This is a genomic window from Novosphingobium sp. GW821-FHT09E05 (assembly GCF_059416165.1).
The window spans coordinates 72,299-91,279 of sequence record NZ_JBWKOQ010000004.1 but is presented as its reverse complement, the minus strand read 5'-3'; the positions used below and the strand labels follow the sequence as shown (position 1 = coordinate 91,279).

Sequence of the window (18,981 nt, the reverse complement as noted above, 5' to 3'; positions counted from 1 at the left end):
ATGGCGAGCGAACCAGCCCGCTCCGCCAGGCGCCTGACCGGCAGCCGCGCCGACTGCCGCGAGGAGCGACACGTCGCCTCCACGAAGTTCACCGTCGATGCCTCGGGCATCCAGAGTTGCCGGTGCCGTATCTGCGGGTGCGAACTGCGCCGCATTCCCTCGCTGCGCCGCTGGTTCCGTTCGGGGATGATGGGATGACTTCCGCCTTTTTGCGAACATGACCAAAAGTTAAGGGGCCGATCAGGTCACCCTCATCCCGGCGGGCCTATCGCTGGGGCTCTTCCTCATTCGCGGAACGCCAGTGCAAGTCATGACCAAGCCCATCTTCTACGACCCAACCGGCCGCCGCGGTCGCTGGGCAAGGCGTGTGCTGTCGCTTCTGCTGCTGACGGTGGTCATCGGCGCGGTGGCCTTCGCGACGACACTGGTGGCGGTGCCGCCACAGCGCGAGCTGGAACTGCCCCTCCAGCGCCTCCACGCCTCCACCCTGCACGGATCGCCGCTCAAGCACCGGCTGACCTCGTGGCTGCCCAAGCTGCGTCCCGCAGGCCAGCAGAAGCCGCTGAGCATCGGGTTCTACCTGCCCAACAACGACGCCAGCTTCCTCTCGCTGGTCCATCACGGCAACGACCTCGACTGGGTGGTCCCGGCGGTGGTGAACGTCTCCGGCCCGCACCACGACATCACCGTCGAGGCGGACGCGCGCTTCGACCACCTCGTCGCGGGCGAGGCGCACCGCTTCAAGGTGCTGCCGATGGTCCAGAACTACGGCACCGAATGGGACGGCGCCGGCGCGGCCGCCCTGCTGCACGACAACGTCCAGCGCCGCGCCTTCGAGCAGCGGCTCGCCGCGATGGTCGTGCAGCGCCACGAAGCCGGCCTCGTCATGGACTTCGAGGCGCTGCCCGCCAGCGCCATGCCCGACTACGTGCCCTTCCTGCGCGAGCTGCGTGCCGCGCTGCCGCAGGGCTCCCGCCTTGCGCTGACTGTTCCGGCCGATACATCGGGCTGGCCGCTGGAGGCCCTGTCGAAGGTTTCCGACAAGATCATCTTCATGGCCTACGACCAGCACTGGGAAGGCGGCACGCCCGGCCCGATCGCCGCTCAGGACTGGTTCCTGCGCGAAGTGCAGGGCGCGCTCAGGCGCATCGGACCGGACCACATCGTCGTCGCGCTGGGCAGCTACGCCTACGATTGGCACGGCGACCAGACCGACGCGCTCTCGATCGAGGATGCCTGGCTCGCCGCGCATGACAGCAGCGCGCCGGTATCGTTCGATCCCGCCAGCGGCAATGCCGGGTTCGCCTACGACGACGGCGACGGCAAGGACAGCCAGCACCACACGATCTGGATGCTCGACGCCGCCGCCAACTGGAACGAGCTGGCCGCGCTGAGGCGCCTGGGCATCCAGGACATGGCGATGTGGCGCCTCGGCACCGAGGACTCGGGCTTCTGGGCCGACCTCGGCGCCTTCCGCAAGGGCGGCACGCCCGACCTCTCCACGCCCAAGACGGCGGGCAGCGCCGACGTCGAGGGTTCGGGCGAAATCCTGCGCATCACCGCCACCCCGCGCGACGGACACCGCACCATCCGCTTCGACGCCGAAGGCATGATCCGGGACGAGCAGTACCGGTCGCTCCCCACGCCCTACGTCGTCCAGCGGGCAGGGGGTTCCAATCCCAAGGTCCTGGCGCTGACCTTCGACGATGGCCCTGATCCGACCTGGACCCCCAAGATCCTCGCCGAACTGGAAGCCGCGCACGTGCCCGCCACGTTCTTCGTGATCGGCGAGAACGCGCTCGGCAGCCCCGGCCTGCTCAAGCGCATCGTAGCCGACGGTGACGAGCTGGGCAATCACACCTACACCCACCCCAACCTCGCAAACGCCGGTCCCAAGCAGACTCGGCTCGAGCTGAACGCCACCCAGCGCCTCGTCGAAGCTTATACCGGCCGTAGCATGACGCTGTTTCGCGCGCCCTACTTCGGGGACGCCGAGCCGACCACGCCCGACGAACTCGGCCCGGCGCTGGAGGCGCAGAAGGCCGGCTACACGGTGGTCGGCCTCCACGTCGATCCCAACGACTGGCAGCGGCCCGGCACCGACGCGATCGTCCAGCAGGTGCTCGACCAGGTCCATGGCGCGTCCCCGACCAACGCCACAAACGTGGTTCTCCTGCACGACGGCGGCGGCGAGCGTTCGGAGACGGTGGTGGCGTTGCCGCGCATCATCTCGGCGCTGAAGGGCGAGGGATACAGCTTCGTCACCGCCTCGCAGCTGGTGGGCATCCCGCAGGCGCGGGCGATGCCGGCGATCTCCACTCCGGACCTCGCCGCCGTGCGCGTCGACGTGACCGCCTTCATCGTGATGATGGTGCTCGCCACGATCCTGACCTGGCTGTTCTACGTCGCCATCTCGCTCGGCATGGCGCGCGCCGTCATCATGGCCGGCCTCGCCTGGTTCCAGAGCCGCCGCAAGCGCGCCGAGCCGCCGCATTTCGAACCCACCGTCTCGGTCATCATCCCGGCGTTCAACGAGGAGCGCGTGATCGCCGCCTCGGTCGCCCGCGTGCTGGCGAGCGACTATCCGGCGCTGCAGGTCATCGTTGCCGACGACGGATCGAAGGACGCCACCAGCACCATCGTGCGCGAGATCTTCGGCAACGACCCGGGCGTCACGCTGCTTACCCTGCGCAACGGCGGCAAGGCGGCTGCCCTCAACCGCGCGCTGAAGGAGGCCACCGGCGAGGTCGTCATCGCGCTCGACGCCGACACCCAGTTCGAGCCCGAGACGATCCGCCGCCTGACCCGCTGGTTCGCCGATCCAGCACTCGGCGCGGTCGCGGGCGACGCGCGCGTCGGCAACCGGGTCAATCTCGTCACGCGCTGGCAGGCGGTGGAATACATCACCGCGCAGAACCTCGAGCGGCGCGCGCTCGCGGGTTTCGACGCGATCACCGTGGTGCCCGGCGCCGTGGGCGCATGGCGCCGCGCCGCGCTCGATTCGGTGGGCGGCTATCCAGAGGATACGCTGGCCGAGGACCAGGACTTGACCATCGCGATCCAGCGCTATGGCTGGCGCGTAACCTACGATCCGCGCGCGGTCGCCTGGACCGAGGCGCCGGAGAGTTTCTCGGCGCTCGCCAAGCAGCGCTTCCGCTGGGCCTTCGGCACTCTGCAGTGCTTGTGGAAGCATCGCGCGGTTATGGCCCGCCGCCAGCCACCGGGGCTCGGCCTTGTGGGCCTGCCGCAGGCGTGGCTGTTCCAGATCGCCTTCGCCGCGATCTCGCCGCTTATCGACCTTGCGCTGGTGCTCTCGATCATCGGCACCGCCGTGCGGGTCTCCGCGCACGGCTGGGCGCAGACGAGCGGCGATGTCGGCATGATGGCGACTTACTGGATCGCATTCACCGCCATCGACGTGGCCTGCGGCTGGATCGCCTACCGCCTGGACGGGCACCGCGAGCCCTATCCCGCGCACCTTCTGGTTGCGCAGAGGCTGGTGTACCGCCAGATCATGTACGGGGTCGTCGTGCGCGCGATCGCTTCGGCCGTAGCCGGATGGGTGGTTGGATGGGGCAAGCTGGAGCGCAGCGGCAGCGTCGCCCTGGCCGCTGGCTCATGAGTCGGCAATATTTTACATAAGATATATTATCGTATTCCGTAAGGTTTAGACTTTCTCGCCGTAGCCAGCGGTTTCGAACCAGAGTTCGCCTTCCCAGAAATCGAACGGGATCACGAATATCGCGGGACACTGCTCCTCGTCGGGGTCGACATCGGGCGCATGGTCATCGCCTGGGAATGGATCGTCGCTGGGCGGTCCTTCATCCTGTTCTTCTGTCATGTCGCTGACCACAGGCCGCGATGCTGACGACAACTGCCAGCCATCGAACTCGGCGTCGCAAAGGTCGGACGTTTGACGCGGCTTCGCCAGTAGCCACAACACCGGCTCGCGCGGTGCCGTGGGTAGCGGCGCTCCGGTCAAAAGCATGAGCGACAGCAGAAACATGAACGGCCCCTCCGTCATCGCTAGGCTTTGTCGATCCCTGAAACGTCAGGACGCTGCACCGCGAAAATTCCTCGATAGAGCCCGCCGGCGATCACACCGCCCGCTAGCGGCGCGAGCCAGAACAGCCAGAGCTGCTGGAGCGCGAGCCCTCCGACGAGCAGCGCCGGCCCCGTGCTCCGGGCGGGATTCACCGAGGTGTTAGTGACGGGAATGCTTATCAGGTGGATCAGCGTCAGAGCGAGGCCGATGGCGATGGGGGCAAAACCGATCGGGGCGCGTCCGTCGGTCGAGCCAAGGATCACCAGCAGGAATCCGGCAGTGAGCACCACTTCGGCGATCAGGGCCGAACTTAGCGAGTAGCCGCCGGGAGAGCCTTCCCCGTAGCCGTTCTGCGCGAGACCGCTGGCGGGAAAATCGAAAGTCGGGATACCCTTGGCGATCAGGTAGATCACCATGCTCGCGATCACCGCGCCGACCACTTGCGCAATCACGTAAGGCACGATGTCGCGCGCCGGAAAGCGTCCGCCCGCCCATAGCCCGACCGTCACGGCCGGATTGAGATGGCACCCGGAAATGTGGCCGACGGCATAGGCCATCGTCAGGACCGTCAGTCCGAAAGCCAGCGCCACTCCTAGGGCGCCGATCGAGGCGGGTGGCCCGGCGGCAAGCACGGCGCTGCCGCATCCGCCCAGCACCAGCCAGAATGTGCCGATCGTCTCCGCGGCCGCTCTCCGGCCGATGGTGGGGGTAACAATCACTGCCGCTTCCTTCCCGGATTGGCGCGACGGGTCACGCGCATCCGGGAAGAGTATGACGGTCAATCCGCCACGGTATCGGGGATTACCCGCAGCGCGAGGACGGGGAGTCCGGGAGGATTTCCAGCCTTGCGCGGCCCTCTATCGCCGGACGGGACGGTCGACGATGGTCTGGCGAGGATCGGGAAGGACGACCCCGACCTGCTTGGCATAAGCGTCCCACGCGGCGACGAGTTCGGCCTTTCGAGCCGGCTCCTCGTTCGAAAGGTCGTTGATCTCGCCAGGGTCGACAGCGAGATTGAACAGTCGCGAGTTGCTGCCGTCGCCGAGGTCGACGAGCTTCCAGTCGCCCTGCCGCAGCGAGCGGCCGCCGAACAGTTCGTCGCCCACCGGCTTGTCGGCGGGGTAGACCCGGTCCGCCTTGCCACCCAGCCATCCAGCCCAGCTGAGCCCACGGATCGGCGTCACCGCCCTGCCCGCAAAACGGCTCCCCGGGTTTGCGACATGGGCGAGGTCGAGGAAGGTCGGCACCACGTCCATGACGTTCGTATAAGCAGAGCCGACCCCCTGCCTGACGCCCGGCCCGGTCAGGAACGAGACGACACGCGTGCCGCCCTCGCTCTCGAACGCCTTGACCCGCCACGACGGCGCGGTGGCGGCGGAGGCCCAGCCGGGGCCGAGGTACTCGTATGAAGTCGCGGCGCCGATGTTCTCGATCCGATTGTCCGCCTTGGCGTAGACCGCGTTGAGCATGCCCATGCTCGGTTCGGACAGGACCGATCCTTCGGCGCCGTTGTCGGCCAGAAACAGGATCACCGTGTTGTCGTATTCTCCGGTGTCCTTGAGCGTCTGGATCACCTTTCCGACGCCTTTGTCCAGCTGGTCCACCATCGCCGCGTAGACTTCCATGCGGCGGGTTTCGCGGGCTTTCTGCTCAGCCGTCAGCGAGTCCCAACGGGCGGAAAGGTCGGTGACATGCGGCACCGCTCCAGGCTTGAGCAGGCCGAGTTCGACCTGCCGTTTCAGTCGCTGCTCGCGCAGGACATCGTAGCCCGCTCCGTAGCGGCCCTTGTATTTGGCGATCACCTCCGGGGGTGCCTGCAGCGGGAAGTGTGGCGCCGTGAAGGCAAGGTACGCGAAGAATGGCTTGGCTCCATCGGCGCCCTTCCTGCCGGCCTTGAGCTGGTCGACCAGCCGGGATGCAAAGTAGTCCGACGAATAGAAGTCCTGAGGCAGGCTCGTGATCTGCTTGCCATCCTGCGTATACGACCAGCCCTTGTCGCCTGGCTTCTGCGCAACTTCGAGGCCGAAGTGATTATGTCCGCCCTGAAGCAGCGCGAAGGTGGTCTGGAAGCCCCGTGCGTGGGGATCCTGGGCGGGGGTCAGGCCCAGGTGCCACTTGCCCGAATAGTGAGTGCGGTAGCCGCCCGCCGCCAGAAGTTCGGCGATCGATGCGGTGTCGGCGCGCAGGTAGCCTTCGTGGCCCGGCTTGCCGACCTGGTTGGGCGCGATGACTTCGGCCATGTTCCCGAGCCCGGCCTCGTGATGATCGAGGCCCGTCAGTAGCATCGAGCGCGTGGGTGAGCAGGTCGGCGCGGTGTGGAAGCCCGTGAGTTTCAGCCCGTGCGCGGCCAGTGCATCGAGGTTGGGCGTGTCGATCTCGCCGCCGAATGCGCCGATGTCCGAATAGCCGAGATCATCCGCGACGATGACCAGGAAGTTCGGGCGCGGCTGTTGCCGGTCCTGAGCCGCAGTCGGCACGGCGGCGGCAAGCGTGAAGACGGCCGCCAACAGGGCGAATTTGCGTTTCATTTCATTCTCCCTCAGATTTTCGTTCTTCACCACTTGACCCGCAGCGTCGCGCCGACCGTCCGGGGATCGCCGACCGCGCCGTTGATGACGCCGAAGGTGCCCGGCGAGCGGGACACGTAGTAGTTCTCATCGGTGAGGTTACGGGCCCAGAAGGCGAAATCGTAGACCCCATCGGCCGTACGCAGACCGATCCGGGCGTTGAGCAGGCCGTAGCCAGGCACGACGCCGTAGATGCTGTTGGTTGGCGTCGCGTTGAACGACGAGCGGTGCAGGTAGTCGGCGTGGACGTAGACCTCGAAGCTGTCGCTCAGCGGCTGGGCGGCGTCGGCGCCGAGCGAATAGGCGAACTTCGAGACCCCGGGCAGGCGCACGCCCGAAAGATCCTGGACCTGCAGGGTTCCGGGGATCGACAGTTCGGGGCGCTGCGGGGCGTTTGCGTAGCTGACGTATTTCGCATCGGTATAGGCGGCCGAGGCGGTCAGGTTGATCCAGCGGCTCGGCGAGAACGAGAGGTCTGTCTCGATACCCTTGGAGCGGACCTTGGGGATATTGGCGATGTACTGGTTGGTCGCCGTGGTGCCGGGAATCTGCTCGGAGACGTTGGCCTGGTAGTCTTCGATCTCGGTGAGGAAGGCGGCGGCATTCAGGGTCACCCGGCGGTCGAGAAACTGCGACTTGAACCCGATCTCGTAGGCGTTGACCTTCTCCGGATCGACTGTCGGCCGGCTCGCGCCGCCGGCAGTGACGTTGAGCCCGCCCGACTTGCTGCCCCGCGAATAGCTCGCGTAGAGCAGCGCATCGGGCGTCACCTTGTAGCCCAGCGTCAGCAGGCCAGAGACCGCATCATCCTTGAGCGCGGCGTCGAAAGTCAGGTTGCTGAGCTGGTTGGCGGGAGCGTTGCGGATCGCGGTTACGGCAGCGCGCTGCGCCGGCGTCAGGGTGTTGAGGTCGACGCCGCTGCTGGCGATCTGGTAGCGGGTGAACGAGCCGTCCTTGTCCTCATGCGTGTAGCGCAGGCCGCCGGTCAGCGTCAGTTCGTCGGTGATGTGCCAGTCGAGCTGTCCGAAGGCGGCGTAGCTCTTGATGCGCGGGTCGGAATAGCTGTCGGCCTCGAATCCCGTGAGCGCCAGCGCGGTATTGGCAATGGTCGCGGCGGGAACGGTAGCGGGATTGAGGTTCCAGGCCGCGAAGTCGGCGCCGTATTGAGTGGCTCCGTAGCCTCGAACGACCTGCCAGAAGTAGAACAGGCCAGCAACATAGTCGATCCTGTTCTCGCCGTTTGACGCGATGCGCAGCTCCTGGCTGAACTGGCGCTGGAAGTTCTGCTGCTGTGCCTTGCGGTTGACTGACAGCGAAGTACCGTCGCCGTCGTTGGCGGGATACCAGTCCCACCAGCGATAGGCGGTGATCGAGGTCAGCGTGGCCGGCCCCAGGTCCCAGTCGACCTGGCCGGAGACGCCGTAGCTTTCCATATTCGCCTGGAACGGCGCGTCGGCATTGCCGACCCGCTGGAAGGCATCGGGTTCCGGCAGCGTGTAACCGGTGCGGGCGGCACGGTCGAAAATGTTGTTCGCGATGCGCGCGCCGTTGGCATAGGTCGAGAAGTAGCCGTCGATGAGGCTCAGCGAGAAGTGCTGCTTCTGCTTCGAGTAGTCGCCGATGATGCGAATCTTCACGTCTTCGGCAGGCTTCACGAGAAGCTGGCCGCGCACGGTGAAGTTGTCGTAATCCTGCGCCTTACTGAGGTCGTAGCGGTTGAGCAGGAACCCGTCGCGGTGGGTGTCGGCAAGGCTGAGGCGCACCGCCACCTTGTCGGCGATCAGCGGTGCGGATCCCGAGAAGCGCACCTGGTGGTAGCCGTAGTCGCCCAATGTGGCTTCGCCGGTGAACTCGGGGTCGAAGCTCGGCTCGCGCGAGGTGACGTTGATCGCGCCCGCCGTGGTGTTCTTGCCGAACAGCGTACCTTGCGGTCCGCGCAGCACCTCCACCTGCGCGAGATCGACGAGGTCGAACTGCGACTGGCCCGGCCGTCCGTAGTAGACCCCGTCAAGATAGAAGCCGACACCGTATTCGAGCCCGTCGACAGCCAGCGAGGAGTTCGCGCCGAGGCCGCGGATGTTGATGTTGCTGTTGCGCGGATTGAAGCTCGCGATCTGAAGGCTCGGCACCAGCTGCTGGATCTGGTTGAGGGTGAAGTTGCCGGTGTGCTCGAGCGTTTCGCCGCCGATCACGCTGATCGCCACGGGGACATCCTGCGAGTCCTCCTCGCGGCGGCGCGCGGTGACGAGGATCGGGGCTCCATAGCCTCCTTCGGCCTCGGCGGCGACGGCATCCGCCGTGCCCGCCTCGGCGGCCGCATCCTCGGATGCAAAGGCAGGCGTGGCGCCTGCGAGCGCCAGTGCGGCAACGCTCGCATGCAGGAGTGCTCGGCGTCTGGTGGCGGGGCTGATGGTCTTCATGATGTTTCCCTGTTGTCCTGTTGTGGGCGCGCGACGGTGTCTGCCGACCGGCGGGCGCAGGCATGCTTGGCGGGAGGCAGCGGCTGACCGCACTCCCGGCTGGTTGGTGTGGATGGATGGGGGCGGCTAAGCGCCGCCCGAATACGTCAGCGCGAGGGGCGCTCACCCGCCGCGACGATGCGCACCAGTTGGCGCTGCGCGTTGCCGTAGTCCGCGACGCCCTTGTGCTGAACCGCGCGGTTGTCCCAGATCGCCACCGTTCCCGGCCGCCACTTGAGGCGAACCTGATGCTCGGGCTGGGCGAAGCGCTGCTTGAGGTAGTCCAACAGCTCCCTGCCCTCACCTTCTGGCAAGCCGACGAGTTCTTCGGTGAAGCCCTCGTTGACATAGAGAACCTTGCGCCCGCTATGGGGGTGGGTGATCACCACCGGGTGCTGCACGCCGTTGTAGCGACCGAGGTAGTCGTCGAGATCGGCCTTGTCGGTGATCAGCTTGTAGGCCTTGCTGTTCGGGCGATGGATTGCGGTCAGCGTCTCGATCCGGTCCTTCACCTCCTGTGACAGGCTTTCGTAGGCCGAGAGGCCGCTCGACCAGACGGTGTCGCCCCCAAGCTCCGGCGCGATCACGCTGCGCAGGACGGAAACGAGGTAGGGCCTCTCGAGATAGGTGGCGTCGGCGTGCCACGGCGTGCCGTAATAGGCATTGGCATAAGGGCCTGTGTTCATGGGCTGGATGTCTTCGTCTTTGACGCCGCGCCGCTTGGCGATGCTGTCGGCGACGGGCGGACCGAACACGCGGCCGATCGCGGCCTGCTGTTCGTTGTCGACGCCGGTGTCGCGGAAGAACAGCACCTGGTGCTCCCAGAGCAGCGAGCGCAGGAGCGCGGCGGTCTGGTCCGTGATCGGCGCGGCGAGGTCGATGCCGCGCACTTCCGCGCCGAGGTTCGCTTCAACGCGGAGAACTTCGACCGTGCCGGCCTCATGGGTTTCCACAAGCTTGAGAGTGGTGATCGCGTTCATGGTTCTATTCCTTTCGAGGAGCTGGAGCCGAGGCTCACGATGCGAGGTTTGCCTGCAGGTCCAGCTCGCGGCGGACGGCGGCATGCGCCTTCTCATCGAGCGGAAAACCGCGCAGCAGGAGGGCAGAGGCCAGGTGCGCCAATGCCGGGCCGAGCGCGAAGATGGCGAGGAGCGCGCGCAGGGCGTCGGGACTCTGGCGGGCGGCGGAAGGATCAAATCCGGCGAGCGCGACCAGCGGGAACGCCACGCCGACCGCCAGGGCCATGCCCGCCTTCATCGAGATGCTGAAAGTCGAGAAGAACAGCGCAGTCCTGTCCTGCCCGGTCTTCAGGCGGTGATGGTCGGCGACGTCAGCGACCATGGCGCGAAGCATGAGGTTGCCAGACCCTTGGGCGAGGCCCTGCGCGATCGTCAGGCCGATCAGCAGGGAGAGATTGCCCGGGGTCACCAGCAGCAGCGAGAGATTGATCGCCACCTGCACCAGTTCGCCGGTAATGGCGGTACGGTGCTTGCCGATGCGGCCGGCAATATTCATCCAGATCGGCCCGGCGAGAACGCCGAACACGAACTGTGAAAGCATGAGCAGCGCGCCCAGCTGCGGCAGGCCCATGTAGAACGTGACGACGAACAGGAACAGGCTGCCGCGCACTCCCTGCCCGAACGTCACGGCGAGGTCCGAGAGCACGACGCGCAGAAGAAGCTTTTCGCCAAGGATCAGGCGCAGCGTCGTGCCTAAGCGCGGCCGTTCGCGCTTCGCGGGCAACGGCACGACCGGGGCGTCGGGGAAGGCGCGCAAGGTCAGGAACGCCGCCGGCACCAGCGTAAGGAGGATCACCGCGCCCATGGCGGCGAGGCGAAGCCGGTCGTCACCCGGGCGCACCTGGTCGATCAGCGCCGGCAGCAGCATCACGAGCAACAGCGCGCCGGCGCTGGCGACGGTCACGAAAGTCGCGACGCGGGTACGCTCGTTGTAGTCGCTGGATATTTCGCCGGACCACGCGAGGTAAGGAATCTGGATCATCGCCCAGCCTAGGTAGAACGCGAAGAGCGCCACGCCGAGGTAGAGCGGCGTCACTGCAGCGGGGGGGAAGAACAGCGCGATGGTCGATAGGGCATAGACCAGGCTGCCGCCCGCGATCCACGGCCGGCGCCGACCGAAGCGGCTGCGGGTGCGGTCGCTCAGTGCTCCCACCAGGGGGTCGGCGAAGGCGCCCCACAGCCGCTCGGCCAGGAAGATGGTGCCCAGCATGGCCAGCGAGATGTGGAAGCGCTGGGCGTAGATCGAAGGCAGGAAGTTGGCGATCGGCACTTGCGCCGCCGCCACCGGCGCCGCCAGCGTGGAGAACGCGGCCAGGCGGGCAAAGCCTATGCCTTGCCGCTTCTCACGAGGCTGGGGCGAGATTGATAGGCCGATAGGGGCAAAGCTCGTGGCCATGACGGACTCCCAAAGCTGCAGGAAGCAGGCGGCCGGGGCGGTTCAGCGCCCCGGCTCGCGCGCGTTTGAGACGTCAGGCGGGGGCGTGATCCGCCGCAGGTTCGCGGCGCACGGTCGTGCTGGTGCGCCCGTCGATGCCGACCGGAACATCGCCGTGCACGGTTGCGCGGCGCAGGGTCCGGCGCTGGAGCGCGAAGTCCGCGACGGCGCGGTGCTGCGTGGCGCGATTGTCCCAGAAGGCCACGTCGCCCGCCTGCCAGCGCCAGCGCACGACGTTTTCCTCACGAGTGACGTGTTCCTGCAGGATGTCGAATATCCGTGCGGAATCCTTCTGGCTCAGCCCCACGAAATCGCGCACGAAGTGGCCGAGCAGCAGGCTGCGTTCGCCGGAAACGGGATGGACGCGGACGACGGGATGCTCGGTCTCGTAGATGGTCGAGGCGAAAACGTTCTTCTGGAAATTCGCACGCTCCTTCTGGGCTTCCGAAGTGTCCTTCGTGATGCCGAACCGCGCCGCGTAATCGTAGTTGTTGGTGTGCGTGGCCCACAGCGTATTGACCAGTTGGCGCAGCGGCTCGGGAAGGCCTTCGTAGGCGGTGACCGTGTTGGCCCAGACAGTATCCCCGCCCGCTTCCGGAACGGTCAGCGCGCGCAGGATCGAGCCCTTGGGATAGGCATCGACGAATGTCACGTCGGTGTGCCAACTGGAGGCCGCATAGCCTTCCTTGCTGTCGAGTTCGAGGAGCGTGCGCGAGCCTTCCGCGACCGGAACGGTGGGATGGGCGACGGGATCGCCGAACAGGGCGGCGAAAGCTTCGTGCTGCTCGTTGTCGAGGTGGTCCTGGCCACGGAAGAACACGACCTTGTGGCGCACCAGCGCGGCGTCGATCGCGGCGACGGTCGCCGCATCGAGTTCACCGGACAGGCGCACACCGCGGATTTCGGCTCCGATCCGGCCACCGACCGGCACGATGTCGAGCGGCGATGCGGGGTCCTTGGCATTGGGGTAGCGGTCGATAAGCGTGGTCATGGTAACGCCTCCAGAATTGAAAATGGGCATGGAGAAACATCGCGGCAGACGCTGGCGAGCGCCTCCGCCGCCGCAAGACGCGGCATGGGATCGGATCGGGTACACGCGGGCTTCATGCCGGCGCTTTTCGAAGCCGCGCACGAGGCGGTCCGGTTCCCGGCCCGATGTCAGGTCCGGCGTGCCTGCCGCGCGGCGGTCAGTTCATCGGTCGTTCGAAGATATGCGCATCGTATCACCTCATCGTCTCGAGAGGGGAACACGAAGCCTGGCGTTGTCGCCCGAGCATCGCGCGCTTTAGCGGTTGGTAACGCGGAGCAAGCTGCTTCCCGATCAAATGCCGCGGGTCAGTATATTGTCTTGCAGGACGGCTGACCTCCGTACTGCGTAATGTCTACTTATTTGGTTGACTGTCCCGTGGTCAATGGAAGTTTTTCTGTACCCTTGACAGGCGCAGCTTGTTGGCGGCGGAGGAACCGTCTCAGGTGGCTGGAAATGCAGTGAAATCCCATTTAAGCGTGAGCCCGAGACCGACCGAACGAGAATTTTTGGCAAGGCTGCGACTTCGCCTGAGCGATGGCGAGCGTAATTTCCGTGCCTGAAAAGGCGTCGACTCGCCTCGTCAGGCGGTCATGGCGCGCGCGGGCGTGAAGGCCGGGCCGTGCACCTGCGCCAACATCATGGCCGCGGCCACCTCGCCGCTGACAGCGGGGGAATAGAGATAGCCCTGACCCATGGCGCAGCCAAGCTCGATCAGCTGGAGGGCCTGCTCGGCTGTTTCGATCCCCTCGGCGACGACGCGGATGCCCAGCTTCGTCGCGATGCCGATAACCCCGCCAACGATGGCCTGACTGGGACCGTGCGAAACGATCCGGTCGACAAAGGACTTGTCGATCTTGATGTAATCCACCGGCACGGTCATGAGATGGGTGAGCGAGGCATAGCCGGTGCCGAAATCGTCGAGGGCGACTTCGAGCCCGCGTGAGCGCAGTCCCTCCACCGCCTGCTGCACCACCCCGGCATCATCGTCCATGTAGACCGATTCCGTCACTTCGAGAATGAGGTGGCGCAAAGGTACGCCCTGCCGCTCGAAGGTCTCCGCCAGCGAATCGGAGATCGAGGCGCCGTGGAAGTCGGCCGACGAGACATTGATGCTGACGTGCTGCAGAGGAATATCGCGGTCGAGCCATGTTCTCACGTCACCGGCGACCCGTGCCATCATGCGCGCCGTCAGGCTGCTGGCGATATGGGCGTCCGTGGTCGCCTCGTGGAATGCCGCCGCCGAGACGATCTGGTCGCCCACCCGCATCCGGCACAACGCTTCGACGCCGACGATTTCGCCGGTTTCGAGGCGGACGACGGGCTGGTAATGCGGTTCGATCCGATCTTCACGCAGAGCGAGGTCGACGTCGCGGATGGCGGTCAGCCGGCGCGTCATGCGTGTGCCGATGCCCGGCCAGTACAGCACGTGCCCCCCTCGCCCGGTCTCCTTCGCATGGTAGAGAGCGAAGTCCGCGTTCTGTCGCACCCGTTCCGCGGTCCCATCGTCGCTCGAAAGCACGGCGACGCCCATGGTGCCTCGCGGCACGATGACGTTGCCCCCGCAATCTGCCGGTGCAGCCAGTTCGCGCAAGTACCGGCTTGCGGTGGCCCCGAGGTCGTGCAGGGCGGGCTCGGTTCTGATGATGATTGCGAATTCGTCACCGCCGATGCGGAATGCCCGTTCCGGAAACGCCGCTATCGTCAGGCGGTCGGCGACCTGCTTGAGCAGCATGTCGCCCGCGTGGTGCCCGAACGTGTCGTTGACGACCTTGAGATTGTCCAGGTCGAGCAGGCATAGCGCCCACGCGCCAGCCAGGGTGCAGTCGAGGTCGAGGAGCGCGGCGTTGAACGCGGCGCGATTGGCAAGGCTGGTCAACGCATCGGTATTGGCGCGGCGCTCGTACTCGACCACACGGCGGTGGCGGTCGAGCGCGATGGCACAGAGGTGGACGCAGCGAGCGACGATCTCGCGCTCCGAGGCAGATGGTCCCCGGCTTTCTCGGAAATAGAGCGCGAAGGTTGCGATCGGAGTACGCTGCGAGCCGAATATGGGCCGCGACCAGCAGGCCCTGATGCCCAGTGGCAGCACGAGGTGCCGGTATGCATCCCAACGCGTATCGGTGGCGATATCCCGCGTCGTAACTTCCTCGCCGAGATACGCGGCCGTTCCGCAGGTTCCTGCCTGCGGTCCGGCGGGAACGCCGTCGATTTCCGCACTGTAAGAGGCAGGCAGGCTTGGAGCAGCGAGCGAACGGATGCGCCCGATCGGATCGACCGTCAGGATCGAGCAGATGACGTCCGGAAAGACACGCTCGACCTCGACGCAGAGCTTCCGGGCCGTATCGACAAGCGAGTCACCCTTTGCGATCATCTCGAGAATGGTGTTCTGCAGTTCGATCATCGGCGCCTTGTTGCCTGACCCCCGGTCGCGATTTTCTGACATCTAAGTATTAAGGATTTATCCGGGCATACCAAGCCCGACCGGGTACTTTACTATCGGCGTGGCCAGTAAACGCTTGCGCCGGGCGCTGGCTCCCGAAGGCTTTGGTCACGACGTCGAATACGCCTTCGGGCCTATGGCGTCTTCCGCCCGAAAGGCGGCTCGCCATGGATTTTAGACCGGCTGCACCGCGGCAACGAGTACCCCGGAACTGCAGTACGCACGGGGCGCCTGCCGGCGGGGTGATGGTGGTCACTTCGGCGAAAGGGTCGCGAACCGCGGAAGCCTTGGTTATCCTCTCGCTCACCCTGAATGCGGGTGAGGAAGGTCAGGCCGCTCAGCCAGCTTGCCAGCGGACAACATCCGTCGAGCAGCCACTGGGTCGCCTTGGGGCCTGTGTCCGAGGTGGTCTGCAAAGGCCCGCCGTGCGGACTCGAACTCGCGGGTCAGGTCGCCGTAACCGCCGCGCAGGCGAGTTTCGGCCTCGGCCAGCCCGCGCAATGTCGTTTTAGGTTCGCTCGCCTGTTTCCAGCCTGGGCGACGAAGCGGGCGGCGACGAATGCGGCCACCAGCGCCGGATGGGGTGCCGCGTTGCGCAGAAGCACCGGGGGATGACGCTGAACGTCGCATCCGTGGATTTCAATTCCCGGCGTAGGGCCGCGGAACAAAGGAACTGGCGCCCCGCAAGCGGAGCGCCATCCCCAGCGGGCAGGTCAGCCGTTCAGCTTGTCCTTGATCGCCTTGGCCGGCGCGAAGGCCAGCTTCTTCGAAGCCTTGATGGTCATCGCTTCGCCCGTCGCGGGGTTACGGCCTTCGCGCTCCGGGCTGTCCTTGACCTTGAACTTGCCGAAACCGTTCAGCGAAACTTCTTCGCCCTTGGCCGCAGCGTTGCCGATTGCGTCGAAGACCGCGTCGACGAGCTTGCGTGCGTCGGTCTTGGCAATGCCGCTGCTTGCGGCGACAGCATCGGCGAGATCGCTGTTGTTCATGATCGTTCTTCCTGTCGAATTGAAGTTATGGGGAACTGGTCCTAGCCACATCTTGCGCCTACGTCACGGCCTCAACGACATTTGATGACCGCGCCGCGGCGATGGCCCACGGACGCCATCTCTTGCGCCAAGCGCCTGCGCCGCGTCAACCTACTGTATTGCATGGCGCGACTTGCCGCCTCGAGCACAGGTCAGCTGGTGCGGAACCGTGGATTCCCGCCATCACGCCGCCGAAGGACGCCGCCTATTGACGGCAGACGCGCCCGGGTTCAGCCGGGATGGCGAATGGAGGCTGTCTTGGCACGACGCAGGGTGAAAGTGTTCTTCGATGGCGGCTGCCGTCCAAACCCCGGCCCGATCGAAGTCGCCGTGGTCATCCGCGGCGTCGCGCACATATTCGACGATCTTGGCGCCGGATCGAACAGCGACGCCGAATGGATGGCCTTGATTCGCGCGCTGGAGATCGCGCAGGGGCAAGGCCTGCGGGATGTGGAACTGATCGGCGATGCCATCGAAATCGTCCGCCACGCCGACACCGCGCTGCGAACGGGCGAGGCGGCCGAGGGTCACGCCGCACGCTTCCTGGCGACGGCCGCGCAAGCACCGCCGGCGCGGGTGCGCTGGATCAAGCGTGAGCAGAACCTGGCTGGCATAGCACTGGCCGCGCTGCACCCCCGCTGAGGTCAGTTGATGCGGCGACGGTGCTTGCCACCATACTTCTTGCCGCAGAAATCGTCTAGGTTGCGCATTTCGTTGGCCGCCGCCGCGGCCAGCGCGGAAGCGCAGGGGAGGTTGGTTTCGGGAGCCGCCATGCGGGCTTCCACGCGATCGCGCAGTTCCTCGATGTCGGCACGGGAGAGAACGTTCTTTTCCCGCAGATAGCAGATGAGGCTCTGCAGCAGGATCATTGCCTTGTCGCCCGGATCAACATCGCTGTTCTCGATCATCTAACCATCCTCTGTAATGACCGTATCCTCGGTCTATGCTGTTCGGCAGGATGATACGAAAAAGACCCGATGTCCAGCGCTGCAAACAGTCCGGCGGCACGGACGCACGGCGGTTCGGCGACGCGATCCCCACAAGTGGACGGGCGATCGACTAGCTCCCCAGCGCAGCGACTTCCCGACCGAGAAGCGCGGCGACATATTGCCGCAAGGTTTCGTGTTCGCGGTAGGGGAAAAGCTCCATCCGGGCCACCATTCCCCAGGAAATCGAGATGATGAAATCCATCATGGTCGAGCGGCTTGCGGGAGATGCGCCGGGCGCCAGCGAGACGAGCGCTGCCTCCAGGCTGGTGCGCAGGCGCACGTCGACCTTACGGTTGATCTCCGCAATGATCGGATTGCGCCCGACTTCGGCGAGCAGATCGCACATCATCCGGCGATCCTCGATCGAGGGTTCTTCGGTCGCGATCTTTTCTATCCAGTCCCGAATCGCCTGGCTGTCCCCCTCGGCCACCGCGGCCTCGAGCTTCTCCTCCTCCAGCCAACCGGCAAGGTCGGCCTCGCAGATGGCGGCGATGATCGCCTCCTTGTTCGCGAAATCGCGGTAGATCTGACCCACGGCGATGCCCGATGCATTCGCGATCTGCGCCATTCCGGTCTGGTGGAAACCTTTTTCGATGAAAAGCGTTCGTGCTGTTTCGAGGAGGTGTCTTCGCCGTGCCGCCGACCTGATGGTACGCCGCCGTTCCATTGTTCCTTCGATGGTCATTGCCCTCCCGGCTCCCTCCCGGCTTGCGTTCCATGTTGCGACGCAATAAAGAGCGCTCGAATCATGAGTGAACATTCACTCACGTTTTAACTCTTTCGGCGGACATACTCCATGAAAAAGATCACCCCGGCCCTGGTGCTGCTTTTGTCCGCTTGCGGCGGCGGGGGCGAGCAGGCTGCGCCCGCAGGCCCGCCCGAAGTGGGCGTCGTGACCGTTCGGGAGGAAGCCGTGGTGCTCAGCACCGAGCTTCCCGGCCGCACCAGCGCCTACGAATCCTCGGAAGTGCGCCCACAGGTCAACGGCCTGATCCTCGAGCGCCTCTTCACCGAAGGCGATCAGGTCCGTGCCGGCCAGGCCCTCTACCGCATCGACCCCGCGCCTTACGAGGCCCAGGTGGCGAGCGCCCGGGCCGCTCTCGGCCGCGCCCGCGCCGCGATCGCCTCCACCTCGGCGCTGGCCCGCCGCTACGGTGAACTGGTGAAGATCAATGCGATCTCGCGCCAGGAAGCCGAGAACGCCGTCGTCAGCGCCCAGCAAGCGCAGGCGGACGTCGCGGCCCAGCAGGCCGCGCTGCGGTCCGCGCAGATCGATCTGGCCCGCACCACCATCCGCGCGCCGATCTCGGGCCGGATCGGGCGTTCGACCTATACCACCGGCGCACTCGTCTCCGCCTCGCAGACCGATCCGCTCACCACGATCCAGCGGCTCGACCCGATCTTCGTCGACATCCAGCAGTCGAGCGCCGACGTCCTGCGCCTGCGCCAGCAGCTGCTCTCGGGCGAACTGTCGCGCGAAGGCGGGGCGGCGAAGGTGCAGCTGAAACTGGAGGACGGCAGCGCCTATCCCGAGCAGGGCGCGCTCAAGTTCACCGACGTCACCGTTGATCCCACGACGGGCAGCCAGATCGTCCGTGCCCAGTTCCCCAACCCGCGCGGCCTGCTGCTTCCCGGCATGTACGTGCGGTCCGAGTTGGTCGAAGGCACCCGCAGCAATGGCATCCTCGTGCCGCAGGGCGCCGTCTCGCGCGATGAGAAGGGCAATCCCACGGCCCTGGTCGTCGGTCCGCAGGGCAAGGTGGAGACGCGCAAGCTCACCGCCCCTCGCACCATCGGCACCAACTGGCTGGTCACCGCCGGGCTGAAGGCGGGAGACAAGGTGATCGTCGACGGCGCGCAGACCCTGCGTCCCGGCGCGACGGTCAAGCCCGTGCCGGCGCAGGCCGCCGGTGCTGCCAAAGGGCCCGCCCCCGCCGCGAAGCCGCAGGGCCAGGGACAGTAACCGCAC

The 18,981-nt window shown here is 66.0% G+C and carries 15 protein-coding genes; 4 read left to right on the top strand and 11 right to left on the bottom strand.

Annotated features, from left to right (window positions below):
• Together AC07M9_RS16535 and AC07M9_RS16530 are read left to right on the top strand one after the other, a co-directional pair.
• Entirely contained in the window at window positions 1-198 is a 198-nt protein-coding gene (locus AC07M9_RS16535; protein WP_494885172.1) for a hypothetical protein, read from the top strand.
• A 112-nt stretch (window positions 199-310) separates the two neighbouring features.
• A complete protein-coding gene (locus tag AC07M9_RS16530; protein WP_494885170.1) occupies window positions 311-3,622 on the top strand; it encodes a trifunctional glycoside hydrolase family 18/polysaccharide deacetylase/glycosyltransferase family 2 protein in 3,312 nt (1,103 codons plus the stop codon).
• 45 nt (window positions 3,623-3,667) lie between these two features.
• On the opposite strand, the gene AC07M9_RS16525 is transcribed toward AC07M9_RS16530, so the two are convergent.
• The 9 genes from AC07M9_RS16525 to AC07M9_RS16485 form a co-directional block, all read right to left on the bottom strand.
• Window positions 3,668-4,006, bottom strand: a complete 339-nt coding sequence (locus tag AC07M9_RS16525; protein WP_494885169.1) for a hypothetical protein — start codon at window positions 4,004-4,006, stop codon at window positions 3,668-3,670.
• A 20-nt stretch (window positions 4,007-4,026) separates the two neighbouring features.
• Window positions 4,027-4,764: an aquaporin Z gene (gene aqpZ, locus AC07M9_RS16520; RefSeq protein ID WP_494885168.1), complete on the bottom strand. Its 738-nt coding sequence runs from the start codon at window positions 4,762-4,764 to the stop codon at window positions 4,027-4,029.
• A 138-nt stretch (window positions 4,765-4,902) separates the two neighbouring features.
• The gene (locus tag AC07M9_RS16515; RefSeq protein WP_494885166.1) at window positions 4,903-6,573 is read right to left on the bottom strand and encodes an arylsulfatase; all 1,671 of its coding nucleotides are present in this window, start codon (window positions 6,571-6,573) and stop codon (window positions 4,903-4,905) included.
• A gap of 26 nt (window positions 6,574-6,599) precedes the next feature.
• Window positions 6,600-9,032 carry a TonB-dependent receptor gene (locus AC07M9_RS16510; protein ID WP_494885164.1) on the bottom strand — a complete coding sequence of 811 codons (2,433 nt, stop codon included), beginning with the start codon at window positions 9,030-9,032 and terminating at the stop codon, window positions 6,600-6,602.
• Between the two features lie 146 nt (window positions 9,033-9,178).
• A complete protein-coding gene (locus AC07M9_RS16505) occupies window positions 9,179-10,051 on the bottom strand; it encodes a TauD/TfdA dioxygenase family protein (protein WP_494885163.1) in 873 nt (290 codons plus the stop codon).
• A 34-nt stretch (window positions 10,052-10,085) separates the two neighbouring features.
• A complete protein-coding gene (locus AC07M9_RS16500) occupies window positions 10,086-11,486 on the bottom strand; it encodes an MFS transporter (RefSeq protein WP_494885162.1) in 1,401 nt (466 codons plus the stop codon).
• A gap of 73 nt (window positions 11,487-11,559) precedes the next feature.
• A complete protein-coding gene (locus AC07M9_RS16495; protein WP_494885161.1) occupies window positions 11,560-12,516 on the bottom strand; it encodes a TauD/TfdA dioxygenase family protein in 957 nt (318 codons plus the stop codon).
• Between the two features lie 619 nt (window positions 12,517-13,135).
• Window positions 13,136-14,956 carry a putative bifunctional diguanylate cyclase/phosphodiesterase gene (locus tag AC07M9_RS16490; protein ID WP_494885160.1) on the bottom strand — a complete coding sequence of 607 codons (1,821 nt, stop codon included), beginning with the start codon at window positions 14,954-14,956 and terminating at the stop codon, window positions 13,136-13,138.
• A gap of 752 nt (window positions 14,957-15,708) precedes the next feature.
• Window positions 15,709-15,984 carry an HU family DNA-binding protein gene (locus AC07M9_RS16485; RefSeq protein ID WP_007677826.1) on the bottom strand — a complete coding sequence of 92 codons (276 nt, stop codon included), beginning with the start codon at window positions 15,982-15,984 and terminating at the stop codon, window positions 15,709-15,711.
• Between the two features lie 285 nt (window positions 15,985-16,269).
• On the opposite strand from AC07M9_RS16485, the gene AC07M9_RS16480 reads away from it, so the two are divergent.
• Complete coding sequence (locus AC07M9_RS16480) at window positions 16,270-16,665, top strand: ribonuclease HI (protein ID WP_494885158.1); 396 nt, start codon at window positions 16,270-16,272, stop codon at window positions 16,663-16,665.
• Between the two features lie 2 nt (window positions 16,666-16,667).
• Here the strand turns inward: AC07M9_RS16480 and AC07M9_RS16475 are convergent, their stop codons facing one another.
• Entirely contained in the window at window positions 16,668-16,931 is a 264-nt protein-coding gene (locus tag AC07M9_RS16475) for a hypothetical protein (protein ID WP_494885157.1), read from the bottom strand.
• A gap of 151 nt (window positions 16,932-17,082) precedes the next feature.
• Window positions 17,083-17,697, bottom strand: a complete 615-nt coding sequence (locus tag AC07M9_RS16470) for a TetR/AcrR family transcriptional regulator (protein ID WP_494885156.1) — start codon at window positions 17,695-17,697, stop codon at window positions 17,083-17,085.
• Between the two features lie 111 nt (window positions 17,698-17,808).
• Here AC07M9_RS16470 and AC07M9_RS16465 point away from each other — a divergent pair, with 111 nt between their 5' ends.
• Window positions 17,809-18,975, top strand: coding sequence for an efflux RND transporter periplasmic adaptor subunit (locus AC07M9_RS16465; protein WP_494885155.1), 1,167 nt, complete (start codon window positions 17,809-17,811; stop codon window positions 18,973-18,975).
• Window positions 18,976-18,981: the final 6 nt, after the last annotated feature.